A 17,054-nucleotide genomic window follows, 5' to 3' on the forward strand; every position below is an offset into this window, starting at 1 on the left:
ACGGTAAACAAACATTTTAAAAATGATAGTGACAAAAAGACAACGTTTTCTTGCTGACACTAAACACCAATACAGATAGCCAATATAGAATTCGGATCGCACCATAACAACAACTTCTATTCGGATAGAATATAAACATAATACCAATGAAAATATTAACCTTATTAATCGCACAAAACAGTCTACTGGTTCTTTCAGGCCTCTTGATACTGACATTTATTTTATGGTTTTTTTGGCCCAGAAAAGGGCTCTTGACACATATTTCGACACTAATCAGAAACAATCAGCGGGTGCTTTTAGAAGATGCCTTAAAGTACTTGTTTGATTGTGAATACAACAAACAAACCTGCAATATGAACAGTCTTGCAGGCAATTTAAACATATCGAATGATAAAGCCGGGCAACTGATTGAACGACTGAATTCGATGGGTCTCATTACACTAAAAAATCAAAATCTGCTTCTTACTGATACGGGTCGCTCCTACTCACTGCGCGTTATAAGAATTCACCGGGTATGGGAAAGATATCTGGCTGATGAAACCAGTATAGCCCAGGCCGATTGGCATAAAGAAGCCGACAGACTGGAACACATCGTGACCCATGAAGACACTGAAAAAATAGCAGCACTCATCGGCAATCCGGTTTATGATCCACATGGCGATCCCATCCCAACCATTGAGGGAGACATTCCGGAACTTAAAGGCATCCCATTAAATCAATTAAAAGAAGGTACATCAGCCCGTATAATACATATAGAAGATGAACCACGCAGCATTTATGAACAACTGACCGTACAAGGGTTATACCCTGGCATGCAGGTGTATATAACAGATGTGGAAAAAGGCAAAATAACTTTTGCAGCCAATAGCGATGAATGCACGCTCACAACTCTTTTTGCTGCACAAATAACAGTGGAAATAGCACCCGAATCGAATCCAATAACACCACATTATAAATTATTGTCGGATTTAAACATTGGTCAGCAAGCCGAGATAGCCGGGATATCCCCCAATTGCCGGGGCCAGCAAAGACGACGATTGATGGATTTGGGCATTGTGCCGGGCAGTCTGATTTCTGCCCAGCTGAAAAGCGCCTCCGGCGATCCCATCGGTTTCCGCGTAATGGGCACAACCATTGGGATCAGAAAAAAACAAGCAGATTTGATTTTCATTCACAAAACAGATAACCATGACTAATTTAAATACTTGTAATAATTGTCCGGTACATAATAAGGAAAACCTGATAAAACTGGGCCTGGACATGGAACAGACCGATTATGTAATTACGATGGCCGGCAACCCAAATACAGGTAAAAGTACGGTCTTCAATAATCTGACAGGATTGCGTCAACATACAGGTAACTGGCCCGGGAAAACGGTATCGCGTGCCGAAGGAGGCTTTATCTATAATGAAAAGCGATACAAGGTCGTTGATTTACCAGGGACATACTCTCTGCTGTCAACCAGCACAGATGAAGAAGTGGCCAGAAATTTCATTCTGTTTGGGCAACCCGATGTTACGGTAATAGTGGTTGATGCCACGCGATTGGAACGAAATCTGAATCTGGTGCTTCAAATTTTAGAGATTACCGACCGCGCCGTGTTATGCCTTAATTTAATGGATGAAGCACGTCGTAACAATTTAGAAATTGACGAAAGAACGCTATCCAAAGAATTGGGAATCCCGGTCATCCCGGCCTCTGCACGCAGAAAACAAGGAATGAATGAATTACTGGCTGCTATTGAAGACGTAGCCACCGGCAAATATATTTGCCGACCGCATAAAATTAAAAGCCGTCCCCCAAAACTAAAGCATGCTATTTCAAATATCGCCGAAAAACTAGCCACCCAGTTTCCCAACCTACCAAATATCAATTGGGTGGCTTTGAGATTACTCGAAGGTGATAATAGTATCATTGAAGCGGTTCGTTCAGGCGAACTGGGAAGCATCAATGCAAGAGAACTAAACGAAGAATCGTAACAAATAATGACTATGGAGACCAATACATCCTTAAAAAATAAAGAAGACATATTATCGGAGGCTAATAAAGCCAGGTGGGACTTAGGTGTCAATTTTCACGATACGGTAATTGAGTCCATATATGCGGAGGCGTCAAATATAGCCCGTAAAACAGTCAAACAAAAAGGCGAGAAAGCAGCTTATAGCATGGACCTTAAAATTGACAAGATAGTAACCAGCAAATGGTTAGGTTTTCCTATCATGTTTCTTTTACTGTCACTTGTTTTCTGGCTAACAGTCTCGGGCGCCAATTACCCATCCGGACTGCTGTCCACGTTATTAATAGATTACATGCATCCGATATTAAAAAATGCAGCGGCCGCTATAAATATGCCATGGTGGCTCGATGGGCCGCTGATTGATGGTGGCTATTTGGCCATGGCATGGGTCATTGCCGTTATGCTACCGCCCATGGCCATTTTTTTTCCGCTCTTCACCCTGCTCGAAGACTTAGGCTATCTGCCAAGAGTGGCTTTTAACATGGATAGTATGTTCCGCAAAGCCGGAGCGCATGGCAAACAAGCACTCACCATGAGTATGGGCTTTGGCTGTAATGCCGCCGGCGTTATCGCCGCCAGAGTAATCGACAGTCCACGCGAACGCCTAATAGCCATTATCACCAACAATTTTTCATTGTGTAACGGTCGCTGGCCCACTCAGATATTAATTGCCACCATTTTTATAGGCGCTCTTGTCCCGGCAAAAATTGCCGGTCTTGTTTCGGCCGGAGCAGTAGTGGGCGTTGCAGTATTAGGAATCTTCTTCAGCCTGGTGGTATCATGGGGATTAAGTAAATCGGTGTTGAAAGGAGAAGCCTCATCATTCAGTCTGGAACTTCCGCCCTACCGACCACCACGAATCTGGCAAACACTATATACCTCGTTAATAGACCGTACTATTTTTGTACTGTGGCGCGCCATTATTTTTGCTGTACCAGCAGGAATTGTGATATGGCTAGTTGCTAACGTACATTATGACGGACTCAGTCTGGCTCAACATTTCATTGACTGGACCAATCCTTTTGCGTTTGTCTTTGGTTTAAACGGAGTTATATTATTGGCTTATATCATAGCCATTCCGGCCAATGAGATTGTAATTCCCACCGTTCTAATGTTAACAGCACTTAACACTGGAATCCACGGTGTAGGCGCAGGCACAGGTGTGATATTTGAACTGGACTCATTAGCCGATACCGCTAATATTCTTCATGCAGGCGGCTGGACATTGCTAACAGGCATAAACATTATGCTTTTCAGTTTACTGCACAACCCCTGTTCAACAACCATATTTACGATATACAAGGAGACTAAAAGTGTTAAATGGACAATGATATCAACGTTCCTTCCCATCGTAATGGGCTTTGCCGTTTGCTTTTTGACCACCCAAATCTGGTTTTGGCTGGTTTAAAAAATAAAAAACAATTGAATCTGACAGCTATCAAAGTAAACCTCCCCCTAAAAAGGGAGGTTTACTATTTATCAGAGGAGTCAGGAGGGATCAAAATGAGTTTCCAGAAACCTCCAAGTACTGCCTTGTCGATAAGATTACATGATTGCAATATTTGCAGCGCCGACGCTCCTTAAAATTTATAATCGATCCCGATACCAAAAACATTATTGGTTCTGCTATAAACGTCAGATCCGGTTAAGCCCGTTCCGTTATAATTCGCTGATTCTTTTGTCCAGTCATTATAGCCGGTATAAAAATAACCAACGTTCAACATTAAATTCGGCGTAAAATTCCAGGCGCCACCAAAACCAATGCTATAAGAATCCAAACTATAGCTCAAATCGCTTTGATAATCATCTGTAATCGCTGTCACAGTAAACTGCACTCCGGCGCTTACCAGAAAACGGTCGTTAAACCGGTATTCACTACCCATCAGGTACTCATCGCTACCGCCATCAATGGCCTCTTGCTTATTGCCTGCCATCTCCGCATCCGAATCAAAAAAATGATGATAACCACCGGTCATCACCCATTTTTCCGTAAACAGGTAAGAAGCACCAAGCGAAAAAATCGCCGGAATATCACTGGGCGTTTTAGCTCCATCCTGAAACAAACCAGTACCGTCAATTTTGGTGTCATTTTGCAATTCAACAGACGTTTTGAATTCATATTTTGCTGACAAATTTAAATCAGACGCATGATAATTAATGCTTAAAACAGGTGCAAAACCCCAACCGGTTTGTTTGCTGTCAAGTTCCAGATCGGCCGTACTGGCAGCATAATCAGACATCCCTGCGGCCTCAAAAAACTCAGTGGCCTTCATCATTGCTCCCGTGGGATTCAACAACGGATGTTGCGGATTAATCTGAATATTCCGAAGATAACCTTTATAACCATTGGTAACAGAAGTTAAACGAAGACCAACCGCACCCGAAAAGGCATCACTAAATTGATACGAACCATTAACCTGAAAACCGATAAGATAAGAATTCCCCTGCATTGAACTTTCCAAATCATACGCAGTAGTTGAGATCCCAGCACCTGTAAGCGCATAAGGAAGCATGGATACCGGCGCTTCAAACGATGGCAGCCCGTCATCGAACGTAACTTCTCCACCACCACCTACCACGGCAATCTGTCCCGACAAAACCAACTTATCCTTCTTATAGGCAAACTGTAATCCCGGGATAATAGGTGAATTAGTTGAGCCCTTAAATACTTTAACTTTGCTGCCATTATTGTTGACGGCAAAAGGTTCGAATGTTGAGGTTATGGTCCGGGTCTGAAAAGCAAATTGATTCGATAACGAAATATAAAATCCATCATCTAAAAAGGTTAAACCCGCAGGATTGGCATAAACGGCATCTATTTCAGTAGAAGCGTCACGAGCCGGGTTTCTCAAAAAATAAACACTCTGATTGGTGTTGGTCAGAATACCACCGGCGAATGCAGCACTTGCAACTGAGACAAAAAATGCAACTAGATATAACTTTTTCAAAATAAATTTCTTTAGTAGTTAATGTTTCAGGAAATATACCCTTTGGTAAAAATAAAGGCCACAAAAATAGCAATAATTGTTTACCAACCTAACCGCCAATTAATTAAAAGAAATATAACCAGTTAGCAAAAAATAAAAAATCAAAGGGATAAAAATCAACTAAATACTTGTCCGAAAACGCCGGCCTCAAATAAAAAAGCGTCCTTTTTGAGGCTTTCAGACGTTCATAATTTGTTTTTTTGCAGACAGAATGAAGCGCACTCACACACCTAATTTCATTGGTATTTACGCTTTCCGGCAAGTATGTTAGTATCGAAGCCTTTGGGAAATAACAATTTTAAGAGTATGCATAACACATCAAAAAACCTTTCCCTCATCCCGCAGCGTCTGAATCACCTCTCTGCGAATAATTTTTCCACTAGTGGTTCGTGGAAACACCGGCACCGTATAAATATGTGCCGGACGTTCATATTTTCCCACATTGTTCATTATCGCCTCATACAAACCTTCCGAATCAGCAATTTCTCCTTCAACCACCAAGATGATCTGTTGTCCTAACTTCTCGTGTGGCAATGAAGCTATTAATATGGATTGAGAAAAAAGATGCTGAATTTTCATTTCCACGCGCTCCGGCAATATCTTTATGCCACCACTATTTATAACATTATCCTCACGGCCCAAAATAATAAAAGAGCCATCGTGACGAAGCTCCAGCAAATCATTGGTAACAATGGGCTCATCTGTAATGCCTGCGACAGTTGCCACCAAACAGCCGCGATCATCAGCCTGTATCTTAACACCATCCAGTGGTTCAAAAGCCGTTTGCCGGTTCACACCGTTAATGCACCTCAACGCAATATGCGACAACGATTCCGTCATTCCATAAGTCTCATAAGCCTCAAATGGCTGTCCCTGCAATTGCCTGTCCAGCTCCTCACTAACTTTCCCGCCGCCAATAATTACTTTTTTCAGATACGACAAATGAGACCCGGCGGATTGAATTTCATTAATCATCTGCATCGGAGTAAATGCGGCAAAATCAATGGCTTCACTGACAGATGACAAAGGATAACCGGACGGTTCTATGCTAACCAAATCCAGCCCACCCAGCAACGCCCTCACAACCATCATTTTGCCGGCAATATATGAAACCGGCAAACAGAGCAAGGCTGACATCCCTGGTCGCAATCCAAAAAAATTCAGAGTCCGCCGGGCAGAAACCAGCATGGCTTGCTTACTCACCTTCATTTTTTTTGGAGTGCCGGTTGACCCCGAAGTTTGAACCCAAATATAAGACTGATCACTGTACCAGTCGGCCAAAAAACGCTTCAAATCAGCTCCAATCAGTTGCTCAGAAAGCTGCAAAACCTCATCGCCCGGGTAAGTGATATGGTTGATGGTTATATGGGGAAACTTAGAAGAAGATGTCATAAAATGATCCGTTAATAATATATCAGATATCTGACCTAAAAATAAAAAACGGTAGCCACATCAATAACTCCCGACTTTATGAACTGGCACAGATGAAACTATTTTTCAATTTACCAACAATCTATTTTCCGTAAACAAGACACCCCTTCCTGATGGACAATGGCGATTTAAAATTATTAGTAAAAACCTGCCCGGTTCCTAATCCCTGATGCATGTGATTGTTTAAAACGGCAGTCCATTGCGCAATGGCATTTAACCCCACATTACTTTCAAGAGCCGAGGTAACCCACCATTCCGACTTCACCGTCTGAGCCAATTCAATCCAACGCTCCGAAGATGCAAATCCACCTGTAAGACTAGGCTTAAGGATAATATATTGTGGCCGGATCAATTCCAACATTTGACTCCGAATGGCATCATCGTGAAGTCCGATCAGCTCCTCATCGAGGGCTATTGGCAAAGGTGTGCGGCGGCACAAATCGGCCATCACCTGCCATTGCCCGGCTTTAACAGGTTGCTCAATTGAATGTAATTGCAGCCGACCCAACACTTCTAAGCGGCCAGGCGCTTCAGCGGGGGAAAAAGCACCATTGGCATCCACACGAATCTCCAGCGTCTCGCGACTGAAGCGCTGCCTTAACGTCTGAAGCAGCTGATATTCAGCCTCAAAATCAAGTGCTCCGATCTTTAGCTTAAGACAGTTAAAGCCATCTGCCAACTTATGTTCAATCCTGCGACTCATCTCCTCAATGCGCCCCATCCATATAAGGCCGTTGATAGGTATCGATAGATGACTTTTGGTAAAATTGGATTCAAAATAAATCTGCTGTCCCCCATTTTTCAAATCTAAAAAGGCCATTTCGAGAGCAAAACGTATAGCAGGCCACTCTTTTAGTTCATGATGAAACATTCCCGACAAATGATCGATATGCCGGCAACACCACTGAAGCTTCTCCTCCAGATCAGGCCGATCGTCGGGCGATAAACCAGGCAATACCGAACACTCACCCACCCCGATCACCTCAGGGGTCTCATCCTCCCAAACATGAATAAAATAACTCATTTTGGTGGTCAGGACACCACGCGAAGTACCGCCCGGCTCCTTAAATTTCAATTGATACGGATAAAAAGAAGCGTTATACATAGTAAAAATCAATAAACACAAAAAAAATCTGTCAAACAACTATTTACAAACGACTTAAAAAAAATGCTTTGTAGACAGTAAACAGCTATCAATATCATTAAAAAAAATCAAAAACAGTACCTACTTTTCCCGAACAGTCCGTCCTTAATGGGATCTCTCTATAAAGACGGGCGTTTAAGCCGGGAAATTCAAGGCTTACGCAGGTCTATGCAAGCGTAACGCAAAAATTGGACTTTATGGACAGGCACTAAATAGTGTCTGTCCATAAACTAAGCGTTTGAAATATAAAGCTCAAATACAAGGCTTGCGAAGTCATAAAAATCAAGGAGTTTACTTTTCGTAAATGACTGTTTTTATGACAAGCATAACGAAGTAGTTGACTTTATAGACAGACTCTAAAAAAGAGTGAGGGCGCTAAGGACGACAAACAACAAAGTACTCAACGACAAATTGCGCAACTCATTATCCAATTTCTCAGCTTTAGAATCATCAAATACAGTCAGAACATTACGGATAAAAAATGGCAATGAAAAGACAACCGGCCAAAGCGTCATATTTTCGGGACTCCCAAACATAAAAAAAGAAATAGCCAGCCAACCGGCAGCAATAAGCGTAAAATGATACCATGCAGCACGCTTACGCCCTATCTTTACTACCAGGGTATATTTCCCACTATCACGGTCAGACTCAAGATCCCTGATGTTATTGAGATTTAAAACTCCGGCACTAAAAAACCCAATGGATGCCGCCGGCAATAACACGATCCAGTGCCAGCTGTTAGTATGTAAAAACCAGGTTCCTGCAACCCCCAGCAATCCAAAAAACAGAAACACATACAGATCTCCCAAACCACGATAACCATATGGCTTTTTGCCTACAGTATAACGGATGGCTGCAGCAATGGAGGCCAGTCCCAGTAAAAGAAACACAAATTGCACAAAGGTGATTGTCGGAAATGACACAAACAATAAAACCAGACCTGCGATCAATGCCAACAAAGCACAAATTATCATGGCACGCTTCATCTGCGTTAATGAAATAACGCCGCTCTGAATCATGCGTTTTGGTCCCTGTCGGAGCGCATTATCGGCGCCCGACAACGCATCACCATAGTCGTTGGATAAATTGGATAAAATCTGTAAAAAAAGAGTAGTCAAAGCCGCCCATAACAAAACATAACCGTTAAACAAATTTTGCTGGGCCGCCAACACACTGCCCATAAAGATAGTAGAAAGCGCCAACGGGAGGGTTCTTAATCGCAACGACACCACCCAGGCTTTTATATTATTCATATCAAACAAATTTCTTTCAAAAATAGTAAAAGCTACGTCAAATTCGCTTTGATTTGGGCCACATCCTGCCGCAAATCAGCCAGTGTTTTGACCAAAGTTGCCATTCCCATCTGTTCTGAAGGCAATTCGGGACTAATGTAATGAACAAACTTCCATATTTCGCGGATGTTATTCACGTCAATTTCGTAGGGTTTAAAAAGAGGATTCATAGAAATACAACGTAAAACACCACGGCGATCTAAAAGGTTTTCAACGATTTTAAAAGAGATGCCATCATTCAACGTAAAAATGACACAAGGCTGTCCATCTTTAATACTTTTCCAATCCTGCACAAACTCGCCCGTAACCCAGGCTCCCGGAGGTATTGGAAGCATTGAATCACCACTGATCTGAAACGTTCTGTATTTTCTGTTTCTATCAAGAAATGGCAGCCGGAACACCGGTAACGACACAATGTATTCGGGGTCGGCAAACCCGGTCAGATATCCTGCCTTAGCCTTCTCAGGCACCAGCTCAATATTTTCCTCATTGTCGGGCCCCACGGTGGCAGTTAATACGCGAAGTTTGGCGCCCCTCACAAACACATCATTTCCGTTTTCCAACTCACGCAACTGCGATAATGACAGCACTTCAATATTAACGCGTATCAACGTATCGATGGAAATATTGAAATAATCGGAAAATTTTATCAACATCTCGATTGGGGGAAGCGAAATTTTATTTTCGTAATTATTAAGTGTGGGGCGCTTAATATCCAAAATATTAGCCAGGTCATCCTGAGTTAAGTGCTTGCGCTTACGTAAAAATCGAATATTGGAAGATAAAAACATACACAGCAACCATTAAATTACAAAAAATAACACCAAAACAATAATAATCAAATACTTACACCAAGTAAACATACCAACTGATTAAAATCACACCAAAATTATGATTAAAAAAGGCAATATCAAAATTAGCTTTGCTCTATAATACTTTAAATTCATATAAAAATGCTTGGCCAAAAATCCCTGTGACAGGTCATAAAACTTCATTTTTTGCTGATAATAGTTAGCAATTTGTCAATTTTTAGATTGACAAAAGACGTATTATTTTGTAAATTACTAAGTAAATGATTCGCAAAGAATAATTACCTCATGTTATGGTAGCATAAGGAACAGATGCAAAGATTTAACATTACAAATGCACGTTAAACTCTTAACTAAAATTTAATTATCATGAAATTTGTTATTGCATGCAAAAATGAGGGAGCCTACCAATTTTACCTAAAAGACTCAGAAGACAGGCCGGTTCTTTGGAGCCCCCGTTACCCGACTAAACATCAATGCCGGGAAGGAATTGAGCATTTACGCCAGCAAATTGTGGAAGACCATAATTTTGATAAATGGCGGACGGAAAGTGGTCGTTATGTATTCCACTTAAAAGATAATGATGGCAGATTGCTTGCCATGAGTGCACCTTTTAACAGCAAAAACGAATGTCACCGTACCATTGGTCAGGTGCTTGATATGGTTCGTGTCGCTGTAGAAGAAGACCATGCTTTTTAATCGCGCTTTGCGAATCATATTAGTGTATATAATCAGCCTGCTTTAAAACCTGCTCGAAATGAGCAGGTTTTTTTTATCTTTCTGCCATAAAACAAAACTCACATGACATCATCCCAATCGTCCGACCAATGGACAAAAACCTTTGCCAACGATGGTTATGCCATGGCAAAAACAATTCCGGCCCATTGCACCAGAGAGACATTTAACGCACAGCTGAAAGAATTCTACAACCAGGTAGAACAACTGTCCGACTCTTTTCTTACCATGTGCCAACGCGACAATGTAAAAGTCGATTGCAAAATGGGTTGTGCCTGGTGTTGCTACCAATCAGTGTTTGCCCTCACCCATGAAATGTTGGTTATAACGGACTATATACGCTCCCATTTCAGTAAAGACATTCAAAAAGAGATACTGAACCGGGCCAAAAAGAAAACGGCCATGACAAATTCTTTATCCCGAGAAACACTATTGGGAACCAATGAGGCCTGTCCGTTACTGCGCAACGGCGCATGCATGGTATACCCTGTAAGACCCGTGGCTTGTCGCATTTACCTGTCGTCGAATGTGAAAAGCTGCGAAGAACGCTATCTAAAGCCAGCCGACACAACCGTAAAACCTCAACTATTTGGCTTCATGCTCGATGCCGGTCGTCATTTTAATTATGGGTTTGTAACCGGACTAAAAGAGAGCCGCCTCATTTCCAACGAAGCGCCCATTGAATGGTTATTGGTTCAATTTTTGGAAGACGAAAATGCCTTTGAGAAATGGCTTAACGGAGAAGAATTACACCCAAACTACCTATTTGAAGAATAAAACCCACTGACCTGATCTCAAAAAAAATAATTATCCGATTCGTTCCGTCACAGCGATAAAACAGATAAAAAATGCCGCATCGTAAACCTTACACGACACGGCATTTTTTCACTTAAAACAAAACAAAATTATTGTGGAATTGCATAATACAGTCCGGCTCCGGGCCCCAAGGGTATTCCAAACGATATCCAGATAATAAGCAAAATACTCCACCCGATAAAAAAGACAATCGAATACGGTATCATGGTAGATATAATGGTTCCCAGCCCGGCTTTATTATCATATTTCTGAAAAAAGGCAATAATCAACGCAAAATAACTCATCATAGGCGAGATGATATTAGTAACAGAATCGCCCACCCGGTAAACCGCCTGCGACAATTCGGGAGAATACCCCAACAACATAAAAATAGGAATAAAGACAGGCGCCATGATAGCCCATTTGGCCGAAGCACTTCCCATAATCAGGTTAATCAGGGCCGCAAAAATAATAAACAAAATCATCAAAGGCACCAATCCTAATTTGGCCTCAATTAAAACGTCAGCACCGGTAATAGCCATAATAACGCCTAGGTTACTCCATTTAAAATAGGCCACAAATTGCGCTGCAAAGAACACCAACACAATATAACCGGCCAACGTCTTCAGGCTGTCGCCCATCTTATTGGCCACATCAGTATCATTTTTAAACAGGCCATTCACGACCCCGTAGGCAATTCCCATTGTCCCGGCAATCAAAAATAAAAAAGTAATAATCCCTTTAATAACGGGCGAAGAAAGCAGCCCGCCATTAGCTCCGCGTAGCATACCATCGGCCGGCAATACACCCCAAAGAATGATTACAAGCCAAACCGCCAACACGCCCAAACTCCATAAAAGCCCCTTTTTCTCAACCGCAGTAAGAGGGTCAATGGTTTCGCGCGGCACAGAGCCAGTATAGCTAACGAACCGTGGCGCTACAATTTTTTCTGTCACCCAGGTTCCAAGCCCGGCAATCAGAAACGTTGATACCACCATAAAATAATAATTGGCAGTGGGATTAACATGATACGTTGGGTCGAGAATATGAGCCGCCTCCTCTGACAATCCGGCCAAAAGGGGATCAATAGTTCCTATTATCAAATTAGCGCTAAAGCCGCCCGACACGCCCGCAAAAGCCGCCGCCATACCAATATAGGGATGACGCCCCATAGCATGAAAAATAACACCTCCTAAAGGAATTAACAGGACATACCCAATATCACTGGCCATATTTGACATAATACCAGCAAAAACGATGACAAAAGTAAGAATCTTCTTATGCGACGATAAAACCAGAATACGAATAAAAGCCCCTATTAAACCGCTGGCTTCTGCCAACCCGATTCCCAGCATAGCCACCAAAACAATTCCCAACGGCGCAAAATCAGTAAAATTGGGAACCATTTCGGTTATCACCCGGTTTAAGCCCTCCTTTGAGAGTAAATTAACCGTTTCAATGATATTACCGGTAGCCGGATGTAACGCGTGCCAATTAAGCCAGCTACCCACAACCGACAACAATAAAACAGAAAGTGCCATTAATGCAAATAGCGTTGCCGGGTGCGGCAAGGCATTCCCGCCTTTTTCAAGTACATTTAAAAAAAGATCAATAAAATTCCTCTTTTTGATGGTGTTCTGAGCCATAAAAAATAGTTTAAAATGTAACGTTTCATAACAACGCTGCCCATCATTTTATCTTACTATAATAAAACAACCAACAACTAACAAGACGCCTCCTTTTGAAAAAGATTTAACGGCTGTATGCTTGTCCTACAAATGATTATTTACAACCATTCAACTCACATTTCCCAAGCCTACGCAAGCCTTAAAATGAAATTTTCAGAAAACATTAATTATCAATACAACAAAAAGAAACGAATTTGTTTCAAACAAAAATAAATCTTATCAACAAAAATCAAAAAGAACGGTGACGCAATACCATTTTAAAAAATGAAACTTTCGCATCTTTAATTTAATCGGAACAGTTATTTTGAGAATATTCTCATTATATTTGTCAAAAATTCTTCGACATGCCACGACCACGACAACTAAGAAAAATTGTTGAGCCACCTAAATTTGAAGGCTTTAAACCTTACGGAACGAACCAAATGACACAACCTGCTGTGGAATTGTTATATGAAGAATACGAAGCTATTAAACTGGCAGACTTTGATCTTATGGATCATCTTCAAGCTTCAAAATTAATGGGCGTATCAAGGGCAACATTTGCTCGCATTTATGAAAGCGCCCGACGTAAAATAGCCCTTGCTCTGGTTGAAGTACGAGAAATAACAACAGGATACGGTCATGCCCGGTTCGACAAAAGCTGGTATTTGTGTAACGAATGCCATGCCCGGTTTTCCATGCCGGAAACCGTTGCAGAACAAACCTGTCCGTTGTGTCATTCCTTGTCTATTGCAACCATCGGGGAAGAATAAACAAATCGGACAGGCCCCAAAAACAGAAAAATAAAAAATCAAACGATAATTAAATGAAATGATCTCATTTGCGACAAACACACAACGTTTATTATCAGCAAACAATTCGTTTCATCCAACCTCAAATAAATTATAAAAAAATGAAAACAGTCATTACATCAACAGGCAACGACATTAAATCGCCCTTCGACAAACGATTTGGCCGCGCCGCATGGTTTTGCGTTTACGACGATGCAACGGACAAAACGACATTTCACGAAAACAAGTTTGCCGATTCAAACCACGGTGCTGGCACCAGAGTGTCCGAAGAAGTTGTGGAATGGGGCGTTCAAAAAGCAATATCAGGCGATTTTGGCCCCAAAGCCAAAGATCTACTTGAAAAATTTAAGATTCAAATGGTCGTAATAGCAGAAGAAGAAACGGTAGAAAGCATCATTAACAAACTTAAAAATAAAAAATAATGAGAAAAATAGCTGTTCCGGTAAATGAAAAAAATGAACTGGATGCCCATTTTGGACATTGCAAATATTTCATTTTGGCAGATGTCGAAGACAAATCAATTGTAAAAACAGAAAAAGTACCAGCACCGCCCCACGAACCAGGTTTGTTACCCAAATGGCTGGGCGAAAAAGCAGCTACCGACATCATAGCCGGCGGTATGGGACAACAGGCCATAAACCTGTTCATGCAAAATAAAATCAACGTTTTTGTTGGTGCACCAACGATGGAGGCCTCTGAATTAATTAAAAAATTCCTGAATGAAGAACTCTCCTTCACTTCCAACTATTGCAATCATTAATATCAACTTTATATGAGTTTAAAAATTGCCGTAGCAAGTGGCAAAGGAGGGACAGGCAAAACAACCGTATCGGTCAATCTGGCAATTCATTTAAGCCGGATTGCCGAACAACCTGTACGCCTGATCGACTGTGATGTTGAAGAACCCAACGACGCCCTGTTCTTTCAGGACAAACAGCAAATTGCAACCCAAACTATCAATCAAAGCATCCCTAAAATAGATACGACTAAATGTACCTTTTGCAGGGACTGCGTAGATTATTGTAACTATAATGCCATCGTAGTCATCCCATCGGTGGGCTTTGCCGAAACCGACAGCACGCTTTGTCATTCCTGCGGTGCCTGTTTGGTAGCCTGCAAACACGAGGCAATGCATGAAGAACCGGAGCCCATTGGAAAAACAACAACGTATGGAATCAATAGTAACCTCACGCTTTATGAAGGCGAACTGCGTATTGGCTCCCCCATGCAAACCATGCTTATAAAAGCACTAAAAAAGGAAGCCCGTAACAACGATTCAATTCTCATATTTGACGCACCTCCCGGCACATCATGCTCCGTTGTTGAAACCATCTCGGACGCCGACTTTACCATTTTAGTCACTGAACCGACACCTTTTGGGCTACACGACTTAAAACTGACGGTAGACTTACTTCGCGATATGAATAAATCATTTGGCGTATTGGTTAATAAAGCAGGAATGGGTAATCATGATGTTTATGACTATATGAAAAACGAAAACATCCTCCACATAGGAGACATCCCGTTTAGCAAAGAACTGGCTTCCAATTATGCATCGGGAAGCCTTCTGAAGAACACCGATAAAAACATGACCAACCTGTTTTCAAAACTCCTCACACATCTGGAAGAAACTATTGCATCATGAGAGAAATTACAATTTTAAGTGGAAAAGGTGGTACCGGAAAAACATCGGTCACTGCTGCATTAGGGGTTTTAGCGAAAAATGCCGTGTTTTGCGACAACGATGTGGACGCATCCAACCTACATATCATTTTTCAGCCCAAAATTATACAGGAAGAAGTTTATCTGGCAGGCTGGAAGGCCTCAATAAATGAAGCGGCATGTACCCAATGCGGTTTGTGCATGGATCATTGCCGATTCGATGCCATCCATACCCATGACACCGGCGGCTATTACATCAACGAATTTCAGTGCGAAGGATGTCGGCTCTGCGAACGTATTTGCCCATCACAAGCCATCAGCTCTCGTCAAAGCGACAATAACCAATGGTTTTTATCGGAAACACGATTTGGAAAAATGGTTCATGCCCACATGGGACCCGGCGAAGAAAATTCGGGTAAGCTGGTAACACTGGTTCGCAAAAAAGCACGGGAAGCAGCCACGGAGATAAAAGCCGACTGGGTTATTAATGATGGACCTCCCGGAATTGGCTGTGCGACCATCTCATCCCTATCGGGCGTTAACGCCGTTCTTTTGGTAACCGAACCTTCTAAATCAGGATTACACGACGTTTCGCGACTGGTAGAATTAGCCCAATCATTTCAAATACCAACCTATGCCATCATCAACAAATACGATTTACATCAGGGTTTATCAACAGAACTGGAAAGCTATTTCAAAAAAGAAGAAATTCCCGTATTAGCCCGATTGCCCTTCGATAAAGCTATGGTTGAGTCAATGGTGTCGCAACAAACAATTGTTGAATTTGCCCCTGATTCGGAGATCAGCAAACAACTAACTCAAGCCTGGCAACAAATAGATATTCGTACGCCCCAAAAAAAAGAAAATAAGACGATAGCCTAATGTGTTCTGCGAAAAAAGACAAACTTCACAACAACGAAATATCTGTCTAAAGGTCTATTTGTTATGATAATAATTTAATCACAATGTATAAAAAGACCAACACGCCGATAGTATTATTTTAACTTCTTTCGTAATTAGTGTTTGCAAAAAAAGTCCAACTTTCCTGTAATGCTTGTTCTCAAAATGGTCATATACTATAGGAAGCTCACTTTTATTAAACTTCGCGAACATTTAATTTAAACATATCTTATCGAACACTTGAATTTTCTTACGGATACTAATTGGCAGTATCTAGAAATATCTGTAGACCAACGGTATCATAAAAAAGACACCCTAAAGATAAAAGCATGAATAATTTATACACAAAAGAATTTTGCCGGATAATGCAAGCAAATTACGACTATACGAGTATGCGATCAAACCGAGTAGAGGAGATAAAAAATTTTGCAAAAGGCATGAATTTTAGCCGCATAGGAATTGCGCATTGCATCACGTTTTCACCTGAAGCCAAAGTGTTAAAGGACTATTTATCGCAATATTTTGAGGTTTATACAGTTGATTGTAAATATGGCAGATTAACTAAAAAAGAGGTTTTAGGCGGAACTGAAAATCGTATTTTATGTAACCCTGCCGGTCAAGCCGATTTCTTAAACAAAAAAGATACAGAACTGAATATTTCAATGGGATTATGTGTTGGACACGATATGATATTCAGCAAAACATCAAATGCATACGTAACAAATTTATTTGACAAGGATTTTACAAATGATAATAATCCCGCACAAGCAATTGCTGATATCCATAATAAAACATATTAATT

17 protein-coding genes are annotated in these 17,054 nt (G+C 41.4%); 11 read left to right on the forward strand and 6 right to left on the reverse strand.

Annotated features, from left to right (window positions below):
* Nucleotides 1-146 precede the first annotated feature (146 nt).
* From ACT3CD_RS06425 to ACT3CD_RS06435, 3 genes are read left to right on the forward strand one after another with little or no spacing between them, the layout of a single operon-like run.
* Nucleotides 147-1,196: a metal-dependent transcriptional regulator gene (locus tag ACT3CD_RS06425; RefSeq protein WP_444644038.1), complete on the forward strand. Its 1,050-nt coding sequence runs from the start codon at nucleotides 147-149 to the stop codon at nucleotides 1,194-1,196.
* Complete coding sequence (locus ACT3CD_RS06430) at nucleotides 1,189-1,980, forward strand: FeoB small GTPase domain-containing protein (protein ID WP_444644039.1); 792 nt, start codon at nucleotides 1,189-1,191, stop codon at nucleotides 1,978-1,980. Before ACT3CD_RS06425 ends, ACT3CD_RS06430 begins: the two co-directional genes overlap by 8 nt.
* Before the next feature lie 12 nt (nucleotides 1,981-1,992).
* Nucleotides 1,993-3,426, forward strand: coding sequence for a nucleoside recognition domain-containing protein (locus ACT3CD_RS06435; RefSeq protein ID WP_444644041.1), 1,434 nt, complete (start codon nucleotides 1,993-1,995; stop codon nucleotides 3,424-3,426).
* A gap of 172 nt (nucleotides 3,427-3,598) precedes the next feature.
* Here ACT3CD_RS06435 and ACT3CD_RS06440 read toward each other — a convergent pair whose 3' ends face one another.
* From ACT3CD_RS06440 to ACT3CD_RS06460, 5 genes are all read right to left on the reverse strand, one after another.
* Complete coding sequence (locus ACT3CD_RS06440) at nucleotides 3,599-4,966, reverse strand: OmpP1/FadL family transporter (protein WP_444644043.1); 1,368 nt, start codon at nucleotides 4,964-4,966, stop codon at nucleotides 3,599-3,601.
* Between the two features lie 357 nt (nucleotides 4,967-5,323).
* Complete coding sequence (locus ACT3CD_RS06445; protein WP_444644045.1) at nucleotides 5,324-6,397, reverse strand: AMP-binding protein; 1,074 nt, start codon at nucleotides 6,395-6,397, stop codon at nucleotides 5,324-5,326.
* Between the two features lie 121 nt (nucleotides 6,398-6,518).
* Complete coding sequence (locus ACT3CD_RS06450; protein WP_444644047.1) at nucleotides 6,519-7,541, reverse strand: o-succinylbenzoate synthase; 1,023 nt, start codon at nucleotides 7,539-7,541, stop codon at nucleotides 6,519-6,521.
* A gap of 395 nt (nucleotides 7,542-7,936) precedes the next feature.
* Complete coding sequence (gene menA, locus ACT3CD_RS06455; RefSeq protein WP_444644049.1) at nucleotides 7,937-8,833, reverse strand: 1,4-dihydroxy-2-naphthoate octaprenyltransferase; 897 nt, start codon at nucleotides 8,831-8,833, stop codon at nucleotides 7,937-7,939.
* 32 nt (nucleotides 8,834-8,865) lie between these two features.
* Nucleotides 8,866-9,663: an XRE family transcriptional regulator gene (locus ACT3CD_RS06460; protein WP_444644051.1), complete on the reverse strand. Its 798-nt coding sequence runs from the start codon at nucleotides 9,661-9,663 to the stop codon at nucleotides 8,866-8,868.
* Between the two features lie 387 nt (nucleotides 9,664-10,050).
* On the opposite strand from ACT3CD_RS06460, the gene ACT3CD_RS06465 reads away from it, so the two are divergent.
* Nucleotides 10,051-10,380 carry a DUF1508 domain-containing protein gene (locus ACT3CD_RS06465; protein ID WP_444644052.1) on the forward strand — a complete coding sequence of 110 codons (330 nt, stop codon included), beginning with the start codon at nucleotides 10,051-10,053 and terminating at the stop codon, nucleotides 10,378-10,380.
* Nucleotides 10,381-10,482: 102 nt separating this feature from the next.
* Nucleotides 10,483-11,193, forward strand: coding sequence for a YkgJ family cysteine cluster protein (locus ACT3CD_RS06470; RefSeq protein ID WP_444644054.1), 711 nt, complete (start codon nucleotides 10,483-10,485; stop codon nucleotides 11,191-11,193).
* 128 nt (nucleotides 11,194-11,321) lie between these two features.
* Here ACT3CD_RS06470 and ACT3CD_RS06475 read toward each other — a convergent pair whose 3' ends face one another.
* The gene (locus tag ACT3CD_RS06475; RefSeq protein WP_444644056.1) at nucleotides 11,322-12,857 is read right to left on the reverse strand and encodes an AbgT family transporter; all 1,536 of its coding nucleotides are present in this window, start codon (nucleotides 12,855-12,857) and stop codon (nucleotides 11,322-11,324) included.
* 386 nt (nucleotides 12,858-13,243) lie between these two features.
* On the opposite strand from ACT3CD_RS06475, the gene ACT3CD_RS06480 reads away from it, so the two are divergent.
* The 6 genes from ACT3CD_RS06480 to ACT3CD_RS06505 all read left to right on the forward strand — a co-directional run bounded on the left by ACT3CD_RS06480 (nucleotide 13,244) and on the right by ACT3CD_RS06505 (nucleotide 17,052).
* Entirely contained in the window at nucleotides 13,244-13,651 is a 408-nt protein-coding gene (locus ACT3CD_RS06480; protein WP_444644058.1) for a DUF134 domain-containing protein, read from the forward strand.
* Between the two features lie 140 nt (nucleotides 13,652-13,791).
* Entirely contained in the window at nucleotides 13,792-14,112 is a 321-nt protein-coding gene (locus tag ACT3CD_RS06485) for a NifB/NifX family molybdenum-iron cluster-binding protein (protein WP_444644060.1), read from the forward strand.
* Nucleotides 14,112-14,450 (forward strand): NifB/NifX family molybdenum-iron cluster-binding protein, encoded by a 339-nt coding sequence (locus tag ACT3CD_RS06490; RefSeq protein ID WP_444644062.1) that lies wholly within the window; start codon nucleotides 14,112-14,114, stop codon nucleotides 14,448-14,450. Before ACT3CD_RS06485 ends, ACT3CD_RS06490 begins: the two co-directional genes overlap by 1 nt.
* Nucleotides 14,451-14,462: 12 nt before the next feature.
* Nucleotides 14,463-15,335, forward strand: coding sequence for a P-loop NTPase (locus ACT3CD_RS06495; protein WP_444644064.1), 873 nt, complete (start codon nucleotides 14,463-14,465; stop codon nucleotides 15,333-15,335).
* Nucleotides 15,332-16,234, forward strand: coding sequence for an ATP-binding protein (locus ACT3CD_RS06500; RefSeq protein WP_444644066.1), 903 nt, complete (start codon nucleotides 15,332-15,334; stop codon nucleotides 16,232-16,234). Before ACT3CD_RS06495 ends, ACT3CD_RS06500 begins: the two co-directional genes overlap by 4 nt.
* Nucleotides 16,235-16,581: 347 nt before the next feature.
* Nucleotides 16,582-17,052 carry a DUF1847 domain-containing protein gene (locus tag ACT3CD_RS06505; protein WP_444644068.1) on the forward strand — a complete coding sequence of 157 codons (471 nt, stop codon included), beginning with the start codon at nucleotides 16,582-16,584 and terminating at the stop codon, nucleotides 17,050-17,052.
* Nucleotides 17,053-17,054 lie beyond the last annotated feature (2 nt).

Source organism: Geofilum sp. OHC36d9 (assembly GCF_052400685.1).
Lineage (GTDB): Bacteria > Bacteroidota > Bacteroidia > Bacteroidales > Marinilabiliaceae > CAZHHH01.

What these genes read in the sequence shown, in the direction of transcription:
- ACT3CD_RS06485 (WP_444644060.1), top strand. Translation starts at nt 13,792, where the DNA reads ATGAAAACAGTCATTACATCAACAGGCAACGACATTAAATCGCCCTTC.
- menA (WP_444644049.1), bottom strand. Translation starts at nt 8,833, where the DNA reads ATGAATAATATAAAAGCCTGGGTGGTGTCGTTGCGATTAAGAACCCTC.
- ACT3CD_RS06505 (WP_444644068.1), top strand. Translation starts at nt 16,582, where the DNA reads ATGAATAATTTATACACAAAAGAATTTTGCCGGATAATGCAAGCAAAT.
- ACT3CD_RS06430 (WP_444644039.1), top strand. Translation starts at nt 1,189, where the DNA reads ATGACTAATTTAAATACTTGTAATAATTGTCCGGTACATAATAAGGAA.
- ACT3CD_RS06435 (WP_444644041.1), top strand. Translation starts at nt 1,993, where the DNA reads ATGGAGACCAATACATCCTTAAAAAATAAAGAAGACATATTATCGGAG.
- ACT3CD_RS06450 (WP_444644047.1), bottom strand. Translation starts at nt 7,541, where the DNA reads ATGTATAACGCTTCTTTTTATCCGTATCAATTGAAATTTAAGGAGCCG.
- ACT3CD_RS06470 (WP_444644054.1), top strand. Translation starts at nt 10,483, where the DNA reads ATGACATCATCCCAATCGTCCGACCAATGGACAAAAACCTTTGCCAAC.
- ACT3CD_RS06480 (WP_444644058.1), top strand. Translation starts at nt 13,244, where the DNA reads ATGCCACGACCACGACAACTAAGAAAAATTGTTGAGCCACCTAAATTT.
- ACT3CD_RS06460 (WP_444644051.1), bottom strand. Translation starts at nt 9,663, where the DNA reads ATGTTTTTATCTTCCAATATTCGATTTTTACGTAAGCGCAAGCACTTA.
- ACT3CD_RS06475 (WP_444644056.1), bottom strand. Translation starts at nt 12,857, where the DNA reads ATGGCTCAGAACACCATCAAAAAGAGGAATTTTATTGATCTTTTTTTA.
- ACT3CD_RS06500 (WP_444644066.1), top strand. Translation starts at nt 15,332, where the DNA reads ATGAGAGAAATTACAATTTTAAGTGGAAAAGGTGGTACCGGAAAAACA.
- ACT3CD_RS06490 (WP_444644062.1), top strand. Translation starts at nt 14,112, where the DNA reads ATGAGAAAAATAGCTGTTCCGGTAAATGAAAAAAATGAACTGGATGCC.
- ACT3CD_RS06445 (WP_444644045.1), bottom strand. Translation starts at nt 6,397, where the DNA reads ATGACATCTTCTTCTAAGTTTCCCCATATAACCATCAACCATATCACT.
- ACT3CD_RS06495 (WP_444644064.1), top strand. Translation starts at nt 14,463, where the DNA reads ATGAGTTTAAAAATTGCCGTAGCAAGTGGCAAAGGAGGGACAGGCAAA.
- ACT3CD_RS06425 (WP_444644038.1), top strand. Translation starts at nt 147, where the DNA reads ATGAAAATATTAACCTTATTAATCGCACAAAACAGTCTACTGGTTCTT.
- ACT3CD_RS06465 (WP_444644052.1), top strand. Translation starts at nt 10,051, where the DNA reads ATGAAATTTGTTATTGCATGCAAAAATGAGGGAGCCTACCAATTTTAC.